Origin of the sequence: Burkholderia sp. ABCPW 14 (genome assembly GCF_001523835.1) — a bacterium.
GTDB lineage: Bacteria > Pseudomonadota > Gammaproteobacteria > Burkholderiales > Burkholderiaceae > Burkholderia > Burkholderia mayonis.
This window is the reverse complement of sequence record NZ_LOVS01000050.1, coordinates 25,137-42,256: the sequence shown is the minus strand read 5'-3', so window position 1 is coordinate 42,256 and position 17,120 is coordinate 25,137. Positions and strand designations below refer to the sequence as shown.

Here is a 17,120-nt window from a genome sequence, read left to right as displayed (position 1 = left end):
ACGAGGGCTAGACTCAGCGCCCCATGAAACTGGTGATCGACGCGACGTCGATCTCGCCGATCCCGGCGACGCGCACCCGGACCTTGCCGTCCGCGGCGACGCGCACCCCTTCGAGGGTTCCCCTGAACTCGACCGCCGGCTCCGTCTTCGCGCCCGTCTCGACCTTCACCTTGTACTTGCCGGGCGGCAAACCGTGCTTTTGCGGATCGATTTCGAAATTCACGTCGCCTTTCGGCTGCTCGCCCAGGTCGATGCGATGCTGCTCGCCGTCCGGGCCCGTCAACACGACCGTGACCTTGGATGCGCCGTTCTCGAGCGCCAGCCGGCCTTTCACCTTCTCGTCGCCGATCTCGATCGAATCGGCCTTCGCCATCACGGCCGCGCCCACCTGCGAGCCGAGCGCGACGACCAGCATGCTCGACGTCGTCGCGAGGTTCTGGTTAGTCAGCACGGCGACGTCATTCATCGCCTGGGTCTGCTGCATCATCATCAGTTGCGTGACGAACTGCGACGAATCCATCGGTTCGAGCGGGTTCTGATTCCGGATCTGCGCGTCGAGCAGTTTCGCGAACAAGTCCGCCGGCGAACCTTCGGGGTTGACGTTCGGCGCGGGCGTTTCGCTGCCGCGCGCGCCCGCCGCGTCGTTGCCGGAATACGGCGATTGAATCGAATTCGACATACCTGACCTCCTTTCACGTCGTTGAAACGGGAAGAACCCGCGCTTACTGCCCCAGCTTCAGCAATTCCATCTGCATGCCGTTCACGCGCCCGAGCACTTCGACATTGGTCGAGTACGCGCGCGTCGACGACAGCATGTCGGTCATTTCCTCGACCGGATCGACGTTCGGATACAGCACGTTGCCGTCGGCGTCGGCCAGCGGATTGCCGGGCTGATGCACCTTGCGCAGCGGCGCCGTGCTCTGCACGACGTCGAGCACCTGCACGGCCGCGCCGTTCACCTCGCCGTCCGCGCCGACCTTGAAGATCGACGCGAACACCGGCTTGCGGGCGCGGTACGTCGACGCCTCGGTGCTCGACGCGGCGTCCGCGTTGGCGAGATTGCTCGCGATCGTGTTGAGCCGAACCGTTTGCGCGGCCATCGCGGAGCCGGCGATCTGGGCGATGTCTTTGAAACTCATGGTGAACTCGCTGTTTAGTCGAAAGGTCGTCGGATCAACCGTTGCCCGTGATGGCCGCCTGCAGGCCCTTGAGCTTGAGGTTGAGAAAAGTCAGGCTCGTCTGGAAATCCGCGGCGTTCTGCGCGAACGCCGCCTGCTCGACGCCCAGCTCCACCGTGTTGCCGTCTTGCGCGGGCTGGTACGGCACGCGGTAGCCGAGCGTCGCTTCGCCGTCGAGCGCCGCGCCGAACGCCGCGCCGAACGCGTCGCCTCGCGGTCCGGAGCCGGCGGCGGCCGCCATGCTGGTCTTGAAATCCAGATCCCGCGCCTGATAGCCCGGCGTGTCGAGATTCGCGAGATTCGACGCCAGCATCTTCGTGCGCTCGGCCCGCAACTTCAGCGCGGCGGGATGCAGATCCAATCCGCCGGTCAAATCAAATGCCATTTAGTCCTCCTTGCTATACACTTCAATCGATGCACGCCGACCGGCCTGCATGCTTCCCATTCCCACCCGCTCACCCGCCCGTTCCTGCGGCCGCTTCGGTCGAACGAGCGCTACGTTCTCCCGTCATGTCCGACACCCGTCTCGTCCGTCTCGTCCGTCTCGTCCGTCTCATCCGTCTCATCCGTCTGCTCCGCATCGTCGTTTCCGGCCTCGCCGTCGGCATCCCGGCAAGCCAGGCGAACGCGTCGCCCGTTCCCGCATCGAGTGCGGCCGCCGCTTCCGTCATTCAGTCGCAGGCGCACGCGGCCGCGCTCGAACAACTGAAGACGCTGGCCGCCAAAGACGGCCTGACGGATGCGCAGATCACGCTCGCTGTCCTGCCGCCCAAACCACCGCTGCCTGCCTGCCCGCGTCCGTTCACCTTCTCCATCGGCGACGCCCGGCAACTCGGCCGGATGACCGTCACCGCGCGCTGTCCCGAGACGGGTGCGCCGTTCAGGCTGATCGCCCGCGCCACCGTCAAAGCGACGGTTCCGGTCGCCGCGCGCGACATCGAAGCGCGCCAGCCGATCGTCGCGGACGACCTCGCCGACGAGCCACGCGACATCGCGTCGCTCACCGACACGGTCACGCGCGCCGAGGATGCGATCGGCCGATCCAGCCGCCGCGCGGTGCACGCCGGGCAGATCCTGCGCCGCCGCCATCTGCAGACGCCCGAACTGATCCGGCGCGGCCAGACCGTGCGCGTCGTCGCGCGGGTCGGCCAGGCAGAAATCGTCAACACCGGCGTCGCGATGCAAAGCGGCGGCAAGGACGACGTCATTCCGATACGCGTCGGCGGCCGCTCGAACCGCAAGACCGTCGATGTGCGGATCACCGCGGCGGGAACGGCCGAGCCGGTGGGTCTCCCCACGCCGCCCTCGGCGCGTTGACGCCGCGCGCGGCCGCGACGTCGGCGGCCACGCGGCTCAGCTTCGCCGCATAGGCCGGATCGGTCGCATAGCCGCCCCGCGCCAGTCCGGCGGCGAACGCCGCGGCGTCGCCGCCCGCGCCCATCGCGCCGCGGTAGCGCGCGTTGCCGCTCAGCAGCGTCACGTAGTCGTCGAACGCATGCCGATAATCCGAATATGCGCGAAAGCGTTCGACCGTCTTCATCGGTTGCCCGGCCGCATACTCGGTCGTCAGCACGTCGGTCACGCGCCCCTGCCAGTCCGAGCCCGCCTTGATGCCGAACAGGTTGTAGCTGTCCGCGCCGGACGCCGCCGTCAACGGCCGCTGGCCCCAGCCGGATTCGAGCGCCGCATGCGCGGCGACGAGATCCCCTGACACGCCGAGCGCGGCGCCGGCCGTTCGCGCGAACGGCCACACCGCATCCAGAAACGCCTGCTTGTCCGGCGCGGCGGAGCTGCCCGGACCGGGCGCAAACACGCCGAAGCCCGCCGGCACGGACACCGTGCCCGACACCACCACGTCGAAGCCGTCTGCGTCGAATCCTTCAGCGATCGACCGCGCGATATCGCGCTGCAACCGCGTCAATTCGGCCCGGAAGTCGTGAAGCTCCGCACCTTCGCCGCGCAGCGGCGCGCGCATGCGCACATCGGCCGGGTTCGACGCGAAAGCAGGGAAATCAAGTTTGAACATAGGTATCGACCTCGCCGTACAGCACACGCTGCACGATCTCGAATTGCGACATCAGCAAGCTCGCGTTGCGCTGGTTGAGCCGCTTGCATTCGGTCACGAGCGTTTCCAGCTTCGTCCACTCACGCGCCAGCGCGTCGCGCGGCGCGGCCGGCAATACGGCGCAGACGTCCGCCATCGATTTCGGCTCCGCCGGTTTCGTCAGCACGCGCGCGCAGCGGCCGCGCGCCCTGTGGTTGTCCATCAGCGCGTCGGTCAGTGCGACGATCGCGTAACCGGTCGCCGCGAGCGCTGAACTGTCGCGCCGCAGCGCCGCGGCGAACTGCTGATTCAGCAGGCCGTGCAGTTGCCGGTAGCGACCGAGGTCCCGCTCGATGCCGCTGAACAGCTGCGCGAACGCTTCCTTCCGTTTCATCGCTTCGCTCCGTGAAATTGCTCGATCAGGCCAGCGAGTTTCGCGGCGTCGAACGGAATGCGCCCCGCGTGCAGCGCCGCGCGCAATTCCGCGACGCGTGCGTCGTCGAAATCGGGCATCGCGCGCAGCGCGGTTCGCGCCGCGACGAGCGCCGCGGCCTCGCCCGGCTCGTCCCGGCGCTCGACGGGCGGTGCGGGCGCCACGGCCTTCGGCGCGCCGGATGCGGCCGCGCCGCCGACTCGCTGGACCTGCGTGCGGCTTTTCGTACCTGACAGTCTCATGTCTGCTTCTCTAAAAAAACCATGCCGAATCGAATCGTGCGACGCCGGCGCGCGCCTAGCCGTCGCTCAACGCGGCGCGCATTTTCCTGAGCGCCGCCTTGTTGATCTGACAGACGCGCGCTTCGGTGAGCTCGAGCACGGCGGCGATTTCGCGCAGGCTCAGATCGAACTCGTAGTACAGCTGAATGACGCGCTGCTCGCGTTCGTCGAGGCGCGTCAACGCCTGTTCGAGACAGCGGCACAGCACCACCTGGCGCTCCGGGTTGTCGTCGTGCGAGAGCCAGTCGGCGTCGAGCATTTCGTCGAAGCTGGCCATCGCTTCCGCCCGGTTCGCCATGACGTTTTCGCGATACTCATCGATGCCGACGCCGAGCGACGCGCTCACTTCGCCCGCCGTCGGTACGCGCCCGAGCGTGCGACGCAGCGCCCGCTCGCAATCGCGCGCGCGATGCGCGGCGTTGCGCACCGCGCGCGGCCGCCAGTCGTGCCGTCGCAATTCGTCGAGAATCGCGCCGCGAACGCGCAACGCCGCATATCCCGCGAACGCCTCGTCGGGCGAGCCATAGCGGCGCAACGCCTCAAGCAGGCCCATGAGACCGATCTGCTCCATGTCCTCCAGCGCGATCGCCCCGTTCGCCTGCGAGCCGAGCTGGCGCGCCACGCGCTTCACGAGCGGTGCGTATTCGATCAGCCAGCGCTGCTCGACGGTTGCGTTCGCCCCGACATAGGCGGCGGGCGGCGTCGCGTGCTCCATGTGCGTCGACATGGCATCACTCGGCCAGCAGCTTGCTGATCATCACCGTCTCGAAAGGCATCTCGGCGCGACGGCTGCGATAAGACTCAGCGAACTTCTTGTTCAGCACCCCGGACAATTGGTCGATGTTCACGCGCCGCAGCGCGTCGAACGTATAGCCCGACAACGCCTCCACGACGAGGCTGCGCAGCAGCAGCAAATGCGCGCGCGTGGCCGCTTCTTTCTCGGGCCGTGTCTTCAACACGATATCCAGCACCGCGTAATGCACGCCGGCGCCACGTGCAAGGGAAGCCGGTACGTCCGGCTGCTTCAGCATCACGACAATGCGCTCCGTGCCGACATATTTGTATGGGTCCGGCGGCGGCGATGCGTCTGCCGTCGCCGCTTTCGGTTCGTACGAGAAGTACGCCCACAGGCTGCCGCCTATCGCGACGGCGACGAGCAGCGCCACGCCCACCATCGTCATAATCCGTGCCTTCTTGCTCATTGATCTACTCGACTTCATCTGTTGTTAGACGACGCCCGGACCGTCCAGCCGGAATCGGGCGTCGTCGTCCGCCGTGTCCGCTTCGGCCAGCGCCATGCCGGGGCGTGCGTCGCGGTCATCCGCCGTTTCGCGCTGCGGCTCGCGTTCACCGTGACCGAATCCCTGCCCGTGCCTGACCACCACCGACACGTCGCCGTTGTGGCGTCCGGCGAGATCCTGGCGCAACGCTTCGCTTACGGTCTGCAACTGGCGCGCGACCTCTTCGTTGGACGCGACGAGTTGAATCCGCACCGCACCCGCCTCGTGCCGAATCGCGATTCGCAAGGTCCCGAACGACTGCGGCTCCAGATGAATCACGGCCTGACCGACGCCGTCGCGCACCTGCACGCTGACGCGCTCGCCCAGCGCGTTCAGCAATTGCGTCCCCCACTGCGCAGCGGCGCTTTGCGTCGCCGCTTGCCGCACCGCGCCCGACGCGCCCGACGCGCCGGCAAAGTCGCTCGTCGCCGGAAAGCCGGACGGCTGCGCGAGGCCGGCGGCGGGCTTCTCCTGGCCGAGCGCCGAAGACTTGTCCTGACCGGCCCGCGCGTCCGCGCGAGGCGCGGACGGCGGCTCGCCGCGCACGCGTTGCGGTTCGTCGGCCGAGCCGCGCGCAGCCGGCGAAACCGGCATGGCAGGCGCACGCGAGTCGGCCGCGCGATCGCCGCCGTCCGTCGCGCGCGGCACGGCCGTCGCGCCGCCAGAGGCCGCCTGTGCGGGGCGGCGCTCGGCCAACGACACGGCGGTTCGATCGAGCATCGGATGAACGCCGAACGACGGCCCGTCGATGCGCGCGGACAGCGCCAGCCCGGCCGGCGTGACGCCCGGCTCGGCCGGTACAGTGCGCGCCTCAGCCGGCCGCGCTACCCGCGCTACGGAAGGCCCGCCCGTCTCGCCCGTCTCGCCCGTGGGCGCCGCCGCCGCGGCAGGCAGCGCGACGCTCGCGGGCGCCTCCGCCGAGACGTGCAGCGCCTGCATCAGTTGCTCGAATGCATCGGGCCGCGCCGGCTCTTTCGATTCGTCCCGCGCGGGCTTCGTGTCGGTCTGTCCCGCGCTCGTGCCGTCGGCCGCGGGCGTCGGCGTCGGCGTCGGCCCTTCCGTTCGTGACAGGCGCACGCCGGCGCGTTCGCCCGAACCCGCGTCCGCCCGGCCCGCGAACGGAATACTCGTTGCGTTCATGTTTCGTTGTCCTCAAGCCCATTGATCACCGAGTAGGCGATCCATCCGTCCTTTCGCGCGCGCATCGCTTCGAGCCGCCGCGCCAGCGCGTCGCGCTCGCCGGCGGCCGCCGTCATCGCGCCTTCGCAAGCCCGTCTGACATGCGCCAGCACTTGCCGCTCGCCGCGATCGGGGCCGCCGTCTTGCCGGCACGCATCCAGCAGCGGCTGCAGGCGCGCTTGCACCTGAGCGACACGCCCCCAATCGCGAACCGAGACCATTCGGGTCAACTCGCGGGCCTGCGCAATCAGCGCCACGCGGCGCGCGCTACCGGCCGCCATCGCGCGCCCCTTGCCATCCTTCGCGCAGTACGCCGATCAAGCGCGCCGCCTCGTCGAGCGGCTCGACGTCGAGGTCCACGCTCGCCTGGCTCAGGCAGCGCGCGCAGTAGTCGTACAGCGCCGCGAGCTTGCTCACCACCTCGCCGCCCGCTTCCATGTCCAGCGAACTCGACAGGCCGTTGAGCAAGTCGATGCACTTGTCGATGCTCGCGGCCTTCGCCTCATACCGGCGGCCCTCGATGTGGGCGCGCGCACGCGCCATTTCGTCGAGCAGGCCGTCGGTCAGCACGAGGACCAATTGCACCGGAGAGGCGCTGGCGATCTGCGTTTCGAGGTTTGCAGCGTGATAGCTGCGGTATCCAACGTGTTCCACGTTCAATCGGTCCTTTACGAAGCGCCCGTGCGGCACGAAGCGCGGTTAGTTGTTCTTCGTCGAGAACAAATCGTTGAGTCGCGTCAGCGTCGACTCCAGATTCGCCTGCAACGCCTGCAGCGCGGTGAACTGCTTGACATACTGCTCATAGACCCGATCGTAGCGACGCTTCAAATCGTCGGATTGCGCATCGAGCTTCTTCTCGTTATGCTCGACCGACTCCATGCGCTTCTTCATCTGCCCCTTCGACGCGTCCAGCCACGTATCGAGCAACGCGTCGAAATTGCCGACGAGTCCCGTCGACGTGTTGCCGAACAACTTGTCGAGCTTTTCGGGGCTATCCTTCATCGCCTTGTCGAGCGCGCTTTCGTTGATGCTCAGCCGCCCCTTGCGATCCGTTTCGATGCCGAGCTCATGCAGACGGACGCCGTCCACGCTCTTGCGCAGCGTGTTCTTGATCTGGCTGACGAGCGCGCGGACACCAGCGTCGGCCTCCAGCGGACCGCCGGCCTCATTGTTTTTCTCATTGCCCGCGCGCGTGAGCTTCTCGAACTCGTCCATCAGCGCGTTGTAAGCGTCGACGAACGCGCGCACGCCCTTCACGGTCTCTTCCTTGTCGGCGGAGACCTTCACCGTGACCGCGCCGGTCTTGTTGAACGTGATCGTTAGTCCTTCGATCGAATTCAGTACGTTCGACGGCTGCTTGATCTCGACGCCGTTCTCCCCGCCGAGCAGGATGATCGCGTCCTGCGCCTGGCTCGTTTCCTTCGCGCTTTCGAATGCCTGCTTCAGACCGGGATCGTTGAGCCCCGACGCGTCGATCGTGAAGCCGTTTTGCTCGCCGGTCTCGGCGGACGTCAGCACGAGCTTGCCGCTGACCACCTCGGCCCGGACCTTGCCGTCCAGCTCGCGATTTCCGTTGATCGCGCGCGCAAGCTCCTCGGGTGTCAGGGTCTCCTTGCCGTCCTTGCCCAGCGCTTCGATGTCCACGCGGCATTTCGTGCCGTCATTCAGCGTGATCTCGAACGAGCCCGCGCCCTCCGTCTTGATCGAAGCGGGCAGGTTCACCACGCGCTGATTCGCCGTTGCCAGTTGCTTGACATAGAAGTCGTAAGCGCCCGGCTTTGCGTTCGGCGCCGCTGTGGCTTTCGCGATCGCATCGTTCGACAGCCAGACCGAATTTCGCGTCACGCTGTCGCCCTTGACGAGCTCCTCGTTCGCTTTGCGGAACGCCTTCAACGCGTCGTCCAATGCCTTCAGGCCGCTGCTATAGACGCTGTTTCGATCGATTTGCTTTTTCAGCAAAGCGTTCGCTCTAGCGATGTAACTGTCTGCGTAAGTCTTCGCGTATGTCTGCGGATCTTTTATTACGTCAATCATGATTCACTCGCCTTCTCGACCAAAAATCGGCGCGCCTTCGACGCGCCCCCGGCCGGCGCCTGTGCGCCGGATTTTCGTCCCTTCACGCGCGCGACCTGATCCATGCTTGCGCGGCCAGTTCATCCTGCGAGCGCTGCTCGCCGCGCTCACGCGCCGCGTCCAGCCGGCGCTCGCGCTTGCGCAGCTCGCGCCGCCACATCTCGCATCGCGCGGCCGTCGCGGCCAGCAGCTGGCGCTCGACTTGCATGTGCTCCTCGTGCGCGCGCAACGCCGTCCGGTGCGCTTGCATCATGTCGAGCATCGCGAGCCGGTAACCGGCCTGGTTGTGCAGCAGCGTCGGCGGCACGGCCCGGGCCGGCGCGCCGCCCGCCGCGTCGAACAGCGCCTGCATCGCATGCAGATTCCGGTGAAAGCGGGCGCGCACGGACTCCTGGCGCGCGAGACTCGCCGTCAGCTTCTCGACCTCCGCCTCGCGAATGCTCACGAGTCCGGCGATGCACTTGACCATGCGGGGCGCGTTCATCCGATCAACGCCTCCAGCGCCGCGTAAGTCGCATCGAACGACGCCGCCTCGTGCATCGGCTGGCGCAGGAACGCGTCAATGCGCTCGGCCATCGCGACGGCCCGGTCGGTCGCGGCGTCCGCACCCTGTACGTAGCCGCCGAGCGGAATCAGGTCGCGCACCTGTTCGTGGCGTCCGATCATTTCCTTCAGTTGTCCTGCGCGCACGACGTGACGCGCATCGGCGATCTGCGCCATGCAGCGACTGACTGACCGCGTCACGTCGATCGCCGGGTAATGGCCGCGCTCGGCGAGCTCGCGCGACAGCACGATATGACCGTCGAGAATGGCCCGCGCGGTATCGACGACCGGATCGTTCTGGTCGTCGCCTTCCGCCAGCACCGTATAGATCGCGCTCATGCTGCCGCTCCCCTCGCCATTGCCGGCCGTCTCGACGAGCTGCGGCAACATGCCGAACACCGAAGGCGGATAACCGCGCGTCGCGGGCGGTTCGCCGAGCGAGAGCGCGATTTCCCGCTGCGCCATCGCATAGCGCGTCAGCGAATCGACGAGCAGCAGCACGTCGCTGCCCGCGTCCCGGTAATGCGCGGCGACCGCGTGGCACAGCTCCGCCGCCCGCAGACGCATCAATGGCGATTCGTCCGCCGGCGCCACCACGAGCACGGCCTTCGCCAGCCCTTCGTCGCCTAGCGCATGCTCGACGAACTCGCGCACCTCGCGGCCCCGTTCGCCGATGAGGCCGACCACCACCACATCGGCCGCCGTCGCGCGCGTCATCATCCCGAGCAGCACGCTCTTGCCGACGCCGCTGCCCGCCATCAGGCCGACCCGCTGCCCCTTGCCGAGCGTCAGCGCGCCATTGATCGCCCGAACCCCGACGTCGAGGACATCGCGTACCGCGTGCTTGCGCAACGGATTGACGGCCGCCGGCTTCTCGCTCAGCACCTGGTCGCCGCCGAGCGGTCCGTGGCCGTCGATCGGCTCGCCGAGCCCGTTGATCACGCGTCCGAGCCACGTGCGGCCGATGCGCAGCGCGCCTTTCCGATCGCACGCGAGCACCTGCGCGCCGGCAACGAGCCCGACCGGTTTCTTGAACGGCATGAGGTAGGATTCCTCACGGTTGAATCCAACCACCTGCGCATCGATCCAGTCGCCGCCGGACGATTCGATCACGCAGCGCCGGCCCGTCTCCAGCAGGCAGCCGGACGCCTTCAGCAGCAGACCGGATACGCCCGTCAGGCGTCCCGTCAGACGCGCGACCGGAACGGCGCCGAGTTCGAGGTTGCGCAGGGCGGACGCGATCATGCGACGCTCCCAGGCGCGTCCGGCTCGCTCGCGGGCGCGGCGCCGGCCGCATCGCCGCCGTCGGGCGCGCCGAGCAGTTGCGCGCGGACTTGCTCGACGCACGCGTCGAGCCGATGCCGGCAGCCGGCGTCGGCCTCGTGGTCGCCGAGCCGCACCCGGCATTCGCCCGGCTCCAGCCGCGCATCGGCGAGAAGCGTCCAGCGCTGCGCGTGCTCGGGCAGCAATTCGACGAGACGCGCGTGCTCGTCGGGATTCAGATAGATCTGCGGTGCGTCAACGGCGGCCGGCATCGCACCGAGCGTTTCGTCGATCAGCGACAGCAGTTGAGCGGGCTGCAGCGCCAGCTCGCACCGGACCACCCGCTTCGCGACCTTCGCGACGAGATCCACCAGTTCGGTGCGGCGCGCGGTCTGATAATCGTCCTGCATGCGACGCAGCCCTTCGAGCATCGTGTCGATCGTCTGCGCGAGCCCGGCGAACCGGACTTCGGCCGCCGCGCGCGCTTCCTGCGTTCCCGCATCGCGACCGGCATCGCGGCCTTGCGCGCGCCCATCGGCTTCGCCGCGCTCGAACCCGGCGTGATAACCGCGCTCCATGCCCTGACGGAAGCCATCGTCGAAGCCGGTGCGCAGCGGCGCGTCGGCGTCGCCGGACGCAGGCGGCGGCGACGCCGCGCGTCGCAACGCAACCGTCAGCGGCGGAAACCGGTACGGCAGATATGTCCTCACGCGACCACATCCTCCTCGACGAGCCGCAATTCGATCTCGCCGGCGTCAGCGAGCCCCTTGACCTGCGCCATGATGCCCGCGCGCACTTGCTCGACGCGCGCCGCCGGCACCGGTCCGGCGCGGCGGATCACGTCGTCGAACGCCTGGATCTGGCGACGCGGCATCGCGCGCTGCAACGCCGCGAGCACGTCCGGATCGGCGCCCTTGAGCGCGATCGCCCATTGCTCGAGCGGCGCCACGTCGATGATCCGGGCGATTGCGATATCGCTCTGACGCGATAGGATGGCGAAGCGGTACATGCTCGTCTCGATTGCGGCCGCCACGCGGGGATCGTGCGCGCGCAGCAGTTCGAGCATCCGCATCCGGTCGCCCGGCAGCCGGTTGACGATTTCGGCGGCCTGCCGGACGCCTTCGACGCTCGCGCCCTGTCGCTCCAAGTTCTGCAGGCAGAGCTCGATCAGTTCCTCGAGCTCGACGAGCAGCGCGTGCTCGACTTCATCGAGCTGCGCGACGTTGAAGAGGATCACGTCGCGCGTCTCCGCGGGCAGCGCTTCGATCACTTCGCATGCCTGCGCAGGCGGCAGGAACACGACGAACAGCGCCTGCACCCGTACGTGCTCGTTCACGATATGGTCCGCGAGCCAGCGCGCGGACACCCATTGCAGCCGCGCCATCTTCGAGCGGATGCTGCCGCCGTAGAGACTGTTGAGCACCGTGTTCGCGATGTCGTGGCCGAGCGCGAGATCCAGCGCGCGCTGCAGGTACATGCGCGACGCGCCGTGAATCCCGCTCTGTTCGCGATACTGATCGAAGAAGCGCTGCAGCGCCGTCCTGACTGCGTCGACCTTGACACCGCCCATGCCGGACATCACCTGCGTGATCTTCAGCAATTCGGGTCGCGACAGGCAGCGCAGCACGTCGGCCGCGCGCTCTTCGCCGATGCTCAGCAAGACGATGGCGGCCTGCTCGATCGAGCCGGGCGCGTTGATCTCAGCTACTGGCGTTTCCATTGCTTCGTATCCATTGTTTAACGACTTCCGCGACGCGCTCCGGCGCCTTCTGCGATAGCGTGCGCAGATGATCGGTCAACACTTCGACGCCGGAGTCGGCAGGCGGCAGTTCAACGTCGTCGAGAAAAGGCATCACGCTCGCGAGACGCGGCCGGCCATCCGGCAACGCCGCATCGGACGCGCCCGGCTCGCCCGCCCTGCCGGCGGACGCCGAGCCGCCCGCGAGCGCCGGCGCCGCGGCGGCCCCGACGGCCGGCGACGCGGCGCCGCGCCCGTACCGGTGTCCGGCCCACTGCTGCAGCGTCCGCAGCAGCGGCCGCGCGACCAGCAGGTACAGCAGCAACGCACCGATCGCATACGCGACGTACCAGCCGCCTTGCTCGAGGGTTTCGCGTTCGCGCCACCACGGTTCGGGCGCGTTCGGCGCGGGGAAGTCGAGCGACGACACGACGAGCTGATCGCCGCGCTGCGCGTCGACGCCGAGCCCGTTTCGCAAGATCTGCTCGATATGCGCGAGTTGCTCCGCGGACCACGGCTTGCCCTTGGCGGGCGACACCGCGTTGTTCAGCACGACGGCGACGCTCAGCTTTTCGAGGCGTCCGCGACTGTGCTTGATCTGCGTCACGTTGCGGTCGTACGCGTACTGGCGCGTCGTCGCGTGACGCTGGACGCCGCCGTCCGCCTGCGGCGCCGAGGCAGGCGCATCGACGGGGCGATTGCTCAGCGAACCCGGCACGCCGAGCGCGATCCGGTCGCGGTTCTGCTCGTCGCGCGTCGCCTCGTTGGTCACCTTCGGCGCCTCGCCGAACTGCTCGCGCATCTCTTCGACCCGATCGTTGTTGACCGCCGCGGTCACGCTGACGCGGAAGTTGTCGATCCCCAGCGTCGGCGCGAGCAGGTCCTGGACGCTGCGGATCGTTTCGTCGCGGAATCGCGCCGCGGCGTCGTTGCTGTCGCCGAAGTCGTCGTCGAGATCGACCCGGGCGGACAGGAACGCGCCCGTCTGATCGACCACCGAGACCCGCGACGGCGCGAGGTTCGGCACGCTGCCCGCGACCAGGTTGAGGATCGCCGCGATCTGCTCCTTGCCGAGCCGCCGTCCGGGCTTGAGCGTCAGCATGACCGACGCCGAACTTTTCTCGCCGTCCATCATCACGAACGACGACGATTTCGCGATCGACAAATGCACGCGCGCCTTCTCGACGGCCTCCATCGTCATGATGCTCTGCGCCAGCTCGCTTTCCAGCCCGCGCCGAAAGCGCACGTCCTGCACGAACTGGCTCGTGCCGAGCGGATCGTCGCGATCGATCTGTTCGAGTCCCGGCGCCGGCTGGCCCGTGACGCCCTTCGCGGCCAGAATCATCCGCGCCCGGGCCAGATCGGCGCGCGACACGAGCACTTGCCCGGTATCCGGGTGAATGCGATACGGGATGCGCTCGCCGTCCAGCACGGACGCGAGCTGGCCGAGCTGCACGGGCTCGCGCGCGCCGAACACGGGCTTGTAGTTGGCCTCGTCGTAACGCAGATAAGCCGTCGCCAGCGCGGTGAGCGCGATCGCCAGCACGGCGACCGGCATCAGCTTGGACAGCGTGGCCGGAGACGGCAGCGCGACTGAAAGAGACGCGGGCAGCCGGCTCGCGACCGCCGCTTTGAGTCTTGCGAGCACTGATTGACCTTTCTAGAAGTACGGAATAGGCGTATTCAGATCTGCATCTTCAGCAGATCGTCCATCGCGGCAGTCAGCTTGTTGCGCACCTGGGTCAGCATCGAGAACGACAGACTCGCCTCCTGGCTCGCCAGCATCGCGCCGATCAGGTCGTCGCTTCTGCCGCTGTCGACGTCGGACATTTTTTCGGCGGCGAACGTCTGCTTGCTGTCGACGTCGCCGACGGCGCGAGAGAACACGCTCGCGAAATTCACGTCATCGGCGACGCGCCCGCGCTCGGCGGCCGGCAAGACCGCGGCGCTCGCCTGACGCCCGAGTTCCGCCATTTGACTGCGCAATTCCGCAGTCACCTGTTCGATCGGTTCCATGATTGGCTCTATATTGGGATTGAATTCGGCGACGCCGTCGACAACGACCTGACACCAATGAAACACTTGCAATTCATTCGCCGATGCATCCGTTACGTGAAACGGAATACGTCGCCTCGATACCGGAATGATTCTGGCGCACGCCCATATCGGACACTACCGAATAACGCTGAACAACGCTCATATCGCGTGAAAAATCCGCTACGGTGTTTTTGACGGCAGGCGCGCGGCGAGCGGAGACGGCGCGCCGCCGCCGGCGGGATTCGCGCGTGAGGCCCGTCCCGCAAGGGATGCGTCGCGGCGCAAAACAACGCGTTCACGTGAATTCGCGACTTTTCATGGCGGCTGCGCCGCATTGCGAACAATTCACTCGCACCGTTCCGGCAATCGAATAAAAATACCGCACGTGATTTTTCGATTCGATTTAGATTCATCCTTCGCATCGGTTAATCAATAAATAGCCGGCCGATCGCATTGATTCGTCATTTCTTCAGATGCCGACCTTCAAGCGGTGCGCCCGGTTATTTTTAAGCAATCTCTTCTTTTAATTTCCACGCCCTCCGAATCGGACGGCAGCCGTCGTTTTTCGGCGCTTTCCGGGAAAGCGCCGAAAAACTGCCGTTTTAAAAAAGGACCCAAGCGGGAACCGAAACCGATGGCTATTCATTCAAGCAAGTCCGCGCGCTGCAAGACGATCGATCCGCGCATGCTGGGCCGCCCCACGCATCTGCTCGACGCGTTCGGCGTCGAGCTCGGGCATCGGCTCGCGCACTTTCTCGAAACGTGCGTGAGCCGATGCAACGGCTCGTCCCTGAAGATCGGCCGCGTGGCGTTCACGACGCATGCGCCGGCCGTCGAGTCATGGGCGTGGCAGCGGCAGTCAATGGGCGGCGCCGTGATCGGCGTGCATCTCGAGCGCGGGTTGCTGTTGACGCTGCTCGACTTGCGGTATGGCCGCTGCGTGACGCCGGCAACGCGCGGCGCGAACCGGGCGCAAGCGCCCGCCGCCCCGCCGTCGGCCGACGGCGGCGACGCGGCGGCGAACGAACGGGACGCCGATGCGCCGGACGCCGACGACGCGCTTTCGCGTCCTGACGCCGCGAACGCAGCGGACGCCGAAACCGCATCGCATTCCGGAACCGCCGAAGCCGCCGCCGGAAATGCAGAAGCCGCGTCGATCGCCGAAGCCGCCGAAGCCGCCGAGACCGCCACCGAACGCCGATTCGCACGCAAGGTCGCGACGGATCTCGTTCGCGTCGCCGCGCATTGCATCGACCCCGCCGCGACGCGCGCCGATGACGCGCCCATTCCGCGTGCGGCCGAGCATTCGCGCCATCCCGCCCTGTTCGTGGCGTGCGGCGTGGAAGATGCGTTGCGGCGCACGGTCGGCGAAATCCAGTTCGCGCTCGACGAAGGCTGGCAGCAGCGTCTGTTCGCAGGCCTGACGGCCGGCCAGCGGCGCGGCGCGCCCGCGCGCAAACGGCCGCGCCCGCTCGCCGGCGCGCTGCGCATCAGGCTCACCGCCCAGTTGATGGAGCGGCAGATACCGTTCGGCGACCTGCTCCGTCTGAAGCCGGGCAGCGTGCTGCCGGTGAGACTGCACGCGAACGCCCGTGTGCTGGCCGGCGACTCGCAGCTCTATTCGGCGTCGATCGTCGAACACAACGGCAAGCTGTGCCTCACGTCCTTTGAACCTACGGAGTAACGCATGGAACCCACCGATCAACCCGATCTCGATGTCCTGCTCGACGATCTCGCCCCCGAAGCGTCCGACTCGCCCGCCGACGCCATCGAACGGCCGCGGCGCGATCCGATGCAATTGCTCGCGAAAATTCCCGTGCAGCTGACGCTCGAAGTCGGCAGCGCGACGATCACGCTCGCCGAGCTGATGGCGATCGAGGAAGGCTCGGTGCTCGAGCTCGACCGCCTCGCGGGCGAGCCGCTGCTGATCAAGATCAACGGAACGGCGGTAGGCCACGCGGAGGTCGTGGTGTCGGGCGACAACTACGGGCTCAAGCTGCTCGACCTCGAGCAACTCGGCGACTTCGCGCCATGACGCGGCGACGGTCGCTTCCGCGCGCCGCGCTCGCGCTCACGCTCGCGTTCGTGCTGGCGGCCGTCGCGCTGCCCGCGGCCGCCGACCCGCTCGCGCTACCCGTCGAATCGCTCGGCCTGCCGCGCGACTACAGCGTCAAGACGCAAATCCTGCTGTTCATGACGCTGCTCGGGCTGCTCCCGATGCTCGCGATCGTCACGACGAGCTTCCTGCGTTTCGTAATCGTGCTCGCCTTGCTCAGGCAAGCGCTCGGCTTGCAGCAGGGCCTGCCCACCCGCGTCGTCGCGGGCGTGGCGCTGCTGCTGACCCTGCTCGTCATGCGCCCCGTCGGCCTCGACGTCTGGCGCAACGCGATCGAGCCGTACGATCTGGACAAGATCACGTTCCGCGAGGCCGTCGATCGCGCGCAACAGCCGCTGTCGCGCTTCATGCTGGCGCAGACGAGCAGGGCGAGCCTCGAACAGATCGCCCGACTCGCCGGAGAAAAGGACCTCGCGCGGCCGGAAGACCACGCGTTCGTCGTCAAGGCCGCCGCGTTCATGCTGAGCGAGCTGAAGACGGCGTTTCAAATCGGCTCGATGCTGTTCCTGCCGTTCCTCATCATCGACCTCGTGGTCGCGTCGACGTTGATGGCGATGGGGATGATGATGCTGTCGCCGCTCGTCATCTCGCTGCCGCTCAAGCTCCTGCTGTTCGTGCTGGTGGACGGCTGGACGCTCACCGTCGATACGCTCGCGACCAGTATCCAGGCCTACTGATCGATGCTTACCCCGGATCTCGCCGTCGAACTCGTCGGCAACGCCATTCGCATCATCGTCGTGATGGTTGCGCTCATCATCGCGCCGGGCCTCGTGATCGGCCTCGTCGTTGCGCTGTTCCAGGCCGCCACGCAGATCAACGAGCAGACGCTCAGCTTCCTGCCCCGTCTGCTGGCGACGCTCGGCGTGCTCGTGTTCGCCGGCCACTGGCTCGTCCAGACGCTGATGGACTATTGCGTCGCCATCTTCACCCGCGCGGCGCAGCTCGCGGGTTGACG

General features: G+C 67.4%; 23 protein-coding genes. 5 read left to right on the top strand and 18 right to left on the bottom strand.

Features of this window, described 5'->3' with window-relative positions; all coding sequences use genetic code 11:
* Positions 1–13: 13 nt before the first annotated feature.
* From WS62_RS06645 to flgB, 3 genes are read right to left on the bottom strand one after another with little or no spacing between them, the layout of a single operon-like run.
* Positions 14–679, bottom strand: a complete 666-nt coding sequence (locus tag WS62_RS06645) for a FlgD immunoglobulin-like domain containing protein (RefSeq protein WP_066569242.1) — start codon at positions 677–679, stop codon at positions 14–16.
* 43 nt (positions 680–722) lie between these two features.
* On the bottom strand, positions 723–1,139 hold the full coding sequence (flgC, locus tag WS62_RS06640; RefSeq protein ID WP_066569240.1) for a flagellar basal body rod protein FlgC: 417 nt from the start codon (positions 1,137–1,139) through the stop codon (positions 723–725).
* Positions 1,140–1,173: 34 nt separating this feature from the next.
* The gene (gene flgB / locus WS62_RS06635) at positions 1,174–1,563 is read right to left on the bottom strand and encodes a flagellar basal body rod protein FlgB (protein ID WP_066569239.1); all 390 of its coding nucleotides are present in this window, start codon (positions 1,561–1,563) and stop codon (positions 1,174–1,176) included.
* 29 nt (positions 1,564–1,592) lie between these two features.
* Here flgB and flgA point away from each other — a divergent pair, with 29 nt between their 5' ends.
* Positions 1,593–2,495, top strand: coding sequence for a flagellar basal body P-ring formation chaperone FlgA (gene flgA, locus WS62_RS06630; RefSeq protein WP_231748218.1), 903 nt, complete (start codon positions 1,593–1,595; stop codon positions 2,493–2,495).
* On the opposite strand, the gene WS62_RS06625 is transcribed toward flgA, so the two are convergent.
* The 15 genes from WS62_RS06625 to WS62_RS06555 form a co-directional block, all read right to left on the bottom strand.
* A complete protein-coding gene (locus WS62_RS06625; protein ID WP_066569233.1) occupies positions 2,437–3,204 on the bottom strand; it encodes a glycoside hydrolase family 73 protein in 768 nt (255 codons plus the stop codon). The two genes, flgA and WS62_RS06625, sit on opposite strands and share 59 nt — an antisense overlap.
* Positions 3,191–3,616, bottom strand: coding sequence for a flagellar protein FlgN (locus WS62_RS06620; RefSeq protein WP_066569231.1), 426 nt, complete (start codon positions 3,614–3,616; stop codon positions 3,191–3,193). The genes WS62_RS06625 and WS62_RS06620 overlap by 14 nt, the downstream gene beginning before the upstream one ends.
* Positions 3,613–3,897, bottom strand: coding sequence for a flagellar biosynthesis anti-sigma factor FlgM (gene flgM / locus WS62_RS06615; RefSeq protein WP_066486416.1), 285 nt, complete (start codon positions 3,895–3,897; stop codon positions 3,613–3,615). Before flgM ends, WS62_RS06620 begins: the two co-directional genes overlap by 4 nt.
* A 55-nt stretch (positions 3,898–3,952) precedes the next feature.
* Positions 3,953–4,663, bottom strand: coding sequence for an RNA polymerase sigma factor FliA (fliA, locus tag WS62_RS06610; RefSeq protein WP_066569229.1), 711 nt, complete (start codon positions 4,661–4,663; stop codon positions 3,953–3,955).
* Positions 4,664–4,667: 4 nt separating this feature from the next.
* A complete protein-coding gene (locus WS62_RS06605) occupies positions 4,668–5,138 on the bottom strand; it encodes a flagellar basal body-associated FliL family protein (RefSeq protein WP_066569227.1) in 471 nt (156 codons plus the stop codon).
* A gap of 24 nt (positions 5,139–5,162) precedes the next feature.
* Complete coding sequence (locus WS62_RS06600; protein ID WP_066569224.1) at positions 5,163–6,356, bottom strand: flagellar hook-length control protein FliK; 1,194 nt, start codon at positions 6,354–6,356, stop codon at positions 5,163–5,165.
* Positions 6,353–6,676, bottom strand: coding sequence for a hypothetical protein (locus WS62_RS06595; RefSeq protein ID WP_066569221.1), 324 nt, complete (start codon positions 6,674–6,676; stop codon positions 6,353–6,355). Before WS62_RS06595 ends, WS62_RS06600 begins: the two co-directional genes overlap by 4 nt.
* The gene (gene fliS / locus WS62_RS06590) at positions 6,663–7,049 is read right to left on the bottom strand and encodes a flagellar export chaperone FliS (RefSeq protein ID WP_082720766.1); all 387 of its coding nucleotides are present in this window, start codon (positions 7,047–7,049) and stop codon (positions 6,663–6,665) included. Before fliS ends, WS62_RS06595 begins: the two co-directional genes overlap by 14 nt.
* A gap of 45 nt (positions 7,050–7,094) precedes the next feature.
* Positions 7,095–8,429 carry a flagellar filament capping protein FliD gene (gene fliD, locus WS62_RS06585; protein ID WP_156440890.1) on the bottom strand — a complete coding sequence of 445 codons (1,335 nt, stop codon included), beginning with the start codon at positions 8,427–8,429 and terminating at the stop codon, positions 7,095–7,097.
* An 82-nt stretch (positions 8,430–8,511) separates the two neighbouring features.
* Positions 8,512–8,952 (bottom strand): hypothetical protein, encoded by a 441-nt coding sequence (locus tag WS62_RS06580; protein ID WP_066486437.1) that lies wholly within the window; start codon positions 8,950–8,952, stop codon positions 8,512–8,514.
* Positions 8,949–10,256, bottom strand: coding sequence for a flagellar protein export ATPase FliI (fliI, locus tag WS62_RS06575; protein ID WP_066569218.1), 1,308 nt, complete (start codon positions 10,254–10,256; stop codon positions 8,949–8,951). The genes WS62_RS06580 and fliI overlap by 4 nt, the downstream gene beginning before the upstream one ends.
* Positions 10,253–10,984 (bottom strand): flagellar assembly protein FliH, encoded by a 732-nt coding sequence (fliH, locus tag WS62_RS06570; RefSeq protein WP_066569216.1) that lies wholly within the window; start codon positions 10,982–10,984, stop codon positions 10,253–10,255. The genes fliI and fliH overlap by 4 nt, the downstream gene beginning before the upstream one ends.
* Positions 10,981–11,994, bottom strand: a complete 1,014-nt coding sequence (locus tag WS62_RS06565; RefSeq protein WP_066569210.1) for a FliG C-terminal domain-containing protein — start codon at positions 11,992–11,994, stop codon at positions 10,981–10,983. Before WS62_RS06565 ends, fliH begins: the two co-directional genes overlap by 4 nt.
* Positions 11,975–13,570: a flagellar basal-body MS-ring/collar protein FliF gene (gene fliF / locus WS62_RS06560; RefSeq protein ID WP_231748223.1), complete on the bottom strand. Its 1,596-nt coding sequence runs from the start codon at positions 13,568–13,570 to the stop codon at positions 11,975–11,977. The genes WS62_RS06565 and fliF overlap by 20 nt, the downstream gene beginning before the upstream one ends.
* Positions 13,571–13,695: 125 nt before the next feature.
* The gene (locus WS62_RS06555; RefSeq protein ID WP_066569207.1) at positions 13,696–14,028 is read right to left on the bottom strand and encodes a flagellar hook-basal body complex protein FliE; all 333 of its coding nucleotides are present in this window, start codon (positions 14,026–14,028) and stop codon (positions 13,696–13,698) included.
* A gap of 655 nt (positions 14,029–14,683) precedes the next feature.
* Here WS62_RS06555 and WS62_RS06550 point away from each other — a divergent pair.
* From WS62_RS06550 to fliQ, 4 genes are read left to right on the top strand one after another with little or no spacing between them, the layout of a single operon-like run.
* Entirely contained in the window at positions 14,684–15,733 is a 1,050-nt protein-coding gene (locus WS62_RS06550) for a FliM/FliN family flagellar motor switch protein (protein ID WP_066569205.1), read from the top strand.
* 3 nt (positions 15,734–15,736) lie between these two features.
* A complete protein-coding gene (fliN, locus tag WS62_RS06545) occupies positions 15,737–16,084 on the top strand; it encodes a flagellar motor switch protein FliN (protein ID WP_066486459.1) in 348 nt (115 codons plus the stop codon).
* Entirely contained in the window at positions 16,081–16,842 is a 762-nt protein-coding gene (fliP, locus tag WS62_RS06540) for a flagellar type III secretion system pore protein FliP (RefSeq protein WP_066569204.1), read from the top strand. The genes fliN and fliP overlap by 4 nt, the downstream gene beginning before the upstream one ends.
* Before the next feature lie 3 nt (positions 16,843–16,845).
* Positions 16,846–17,118, top strand: a complete 273-nt coding sequence (gene fliQ / locus WS62_RS06535) for a flagellar biosynthesis protein FliQ (RefSeq protein ID WP_010111031.1) — start codon at positions 16,846–16,848, stop codon at positions 17,116–17,118.
* Positions 17,119–17,120 lie beyond the last annotated feature (2 nt).

Coding starts and splice junctions, on each gene's coding strand:
- WS62_RS06645 (WP_066569242.1), bottom strand. CDS start 679: ATGTCGAATTCGATTCAATCGCCGTATTCCGGCAACGACGCGGCGGGC.
- flgC (WP_066569240.1), bottom strand. CDS start 1,139: ATGAGTTTCAAAGACATCGCCCAGATCGCCGGCTCCGCGATGGCCGCG.
- flgB (WP_066569239.1), bottom strand. CDS start 1,563: ATGGCATTTGATTTGACCGGCGGATTGGATCTGCATCCCGCCGCGCTG.
- flgA (WP_231748218.1), top strand. CDS start 1,593: ATGCACGCCGACCGGCCTGCATGCTTCCCATTCCCACCCGCTCACCCG.
- WS62_RS06625 (WP_066569233.1), bottom strand. CDS start 3,204: ATGTTCAAACTTGATTTCCCTGCTTTCGCGTCGAACCCGGCCGATGTG.
- WS62_RS06620 (WP_066569231.1), bottom strand. CDS start 3,616: ATGAAACGGAAGGAAGCGTTCGCGCAGCTGTTCAGCGGCATCGAGCGG.
- flgM (WP_066486416.1), bottom strand. CDS start 3,897: ATGAGACTGTCAGGTACGAAAAGCCGCACGCAGGTCCAGCGAGTCGGC.
- fliA (WP_066569229.1), bottom strand. CDS start 4,663: ATGTCGACGCACATGGAGCACGCGACGCCGCCCGCCGCCTATGTCGGG.
- WS62_RS06605 (WP_066569227.1), bottom strand. CDS start 5,138: ATGAGCAAGAAGGCACGGATTATGACGATGGTGGGCGTGGCGCTGCTC.
- WS62_RS06600 (WP_066569224.1), bottom strand. CDS start 6,356: ATGAACGCAACGAGTATTCCGTTCGCGGGCCGGGCGGACGCGGGTTCG.
- WS62_RS06595 (WP_066569221.1), bottom strand. CDS start 6,676: ATGGCGGCCGGTAGCGCGCGCCGCGTGGCGCTGATTGCGCAGGCCCGC.
- fliD (WP_156440890.1), bottom strand. CDS start 8,429: ATGATTGACGTAATAAAAGATCCGCAGACATACGCGAAGACTTACGCA.
- WS62_RS06580 (WP_066486437.1), bottom strand. CDS start 8,952: ATGAACGCGCCCCGCATGGTCAAGTGCATCGCCGGACTCGTGAGCATT.
- fliI (WP_066569218.1), bottom strand. CDS start 10,256: ATGATCGCGTCCGCCCTGCGCAACCTCGAACTCGGCGCCGTTCCGGTC.
- WS62_RS06565 (WP_066569210.1), bottom strand. CDS start 11,994: ATGGAAACGCCAGTAGCTGAGATCAACGCGCCCGGCTCGATCGAGCAG.
- fliF (WP_231748223.1), bottom strand. CDS start 13,570: ATGCCGGTCGCCGTGCTGGCGATCGCGCTCACCGCGCTGGCGACGGCT.
- WS62_RS06555 (WP_066569207.1), bottom strand. CDS start 14,028: ATGGAACCGATCGAACAGGTGACTGCGGAATTGCGCAGTCAAATGGCG.
- WS62_RS06550 (WP_066569205.1), top strand. CDS start 14,684: ATGGCTATTCATTCAAGCAAGTCCGCGCGCTGCAAGACGATCGATCCG.
- fliN (WP_066486459.1), top strand. CDS start 15,737: ATGGAACCCACCGATCAACCCGATCTCGATGTCCTGCTCGACGATCTC.
- fliP (WP_066569204.1), top strand. CDS start 16,081: ATGACGCGGCGACGGTCGCTTCCGCGCGCCGCGCTCGCGCTCACGCTC.
- fliQ (WP_010111031.1), top strand. CDS start 16,846: ATGCTTACCCCGGATCTCGCCGTCGAACTCGTCGGCAACGCCATTCGC.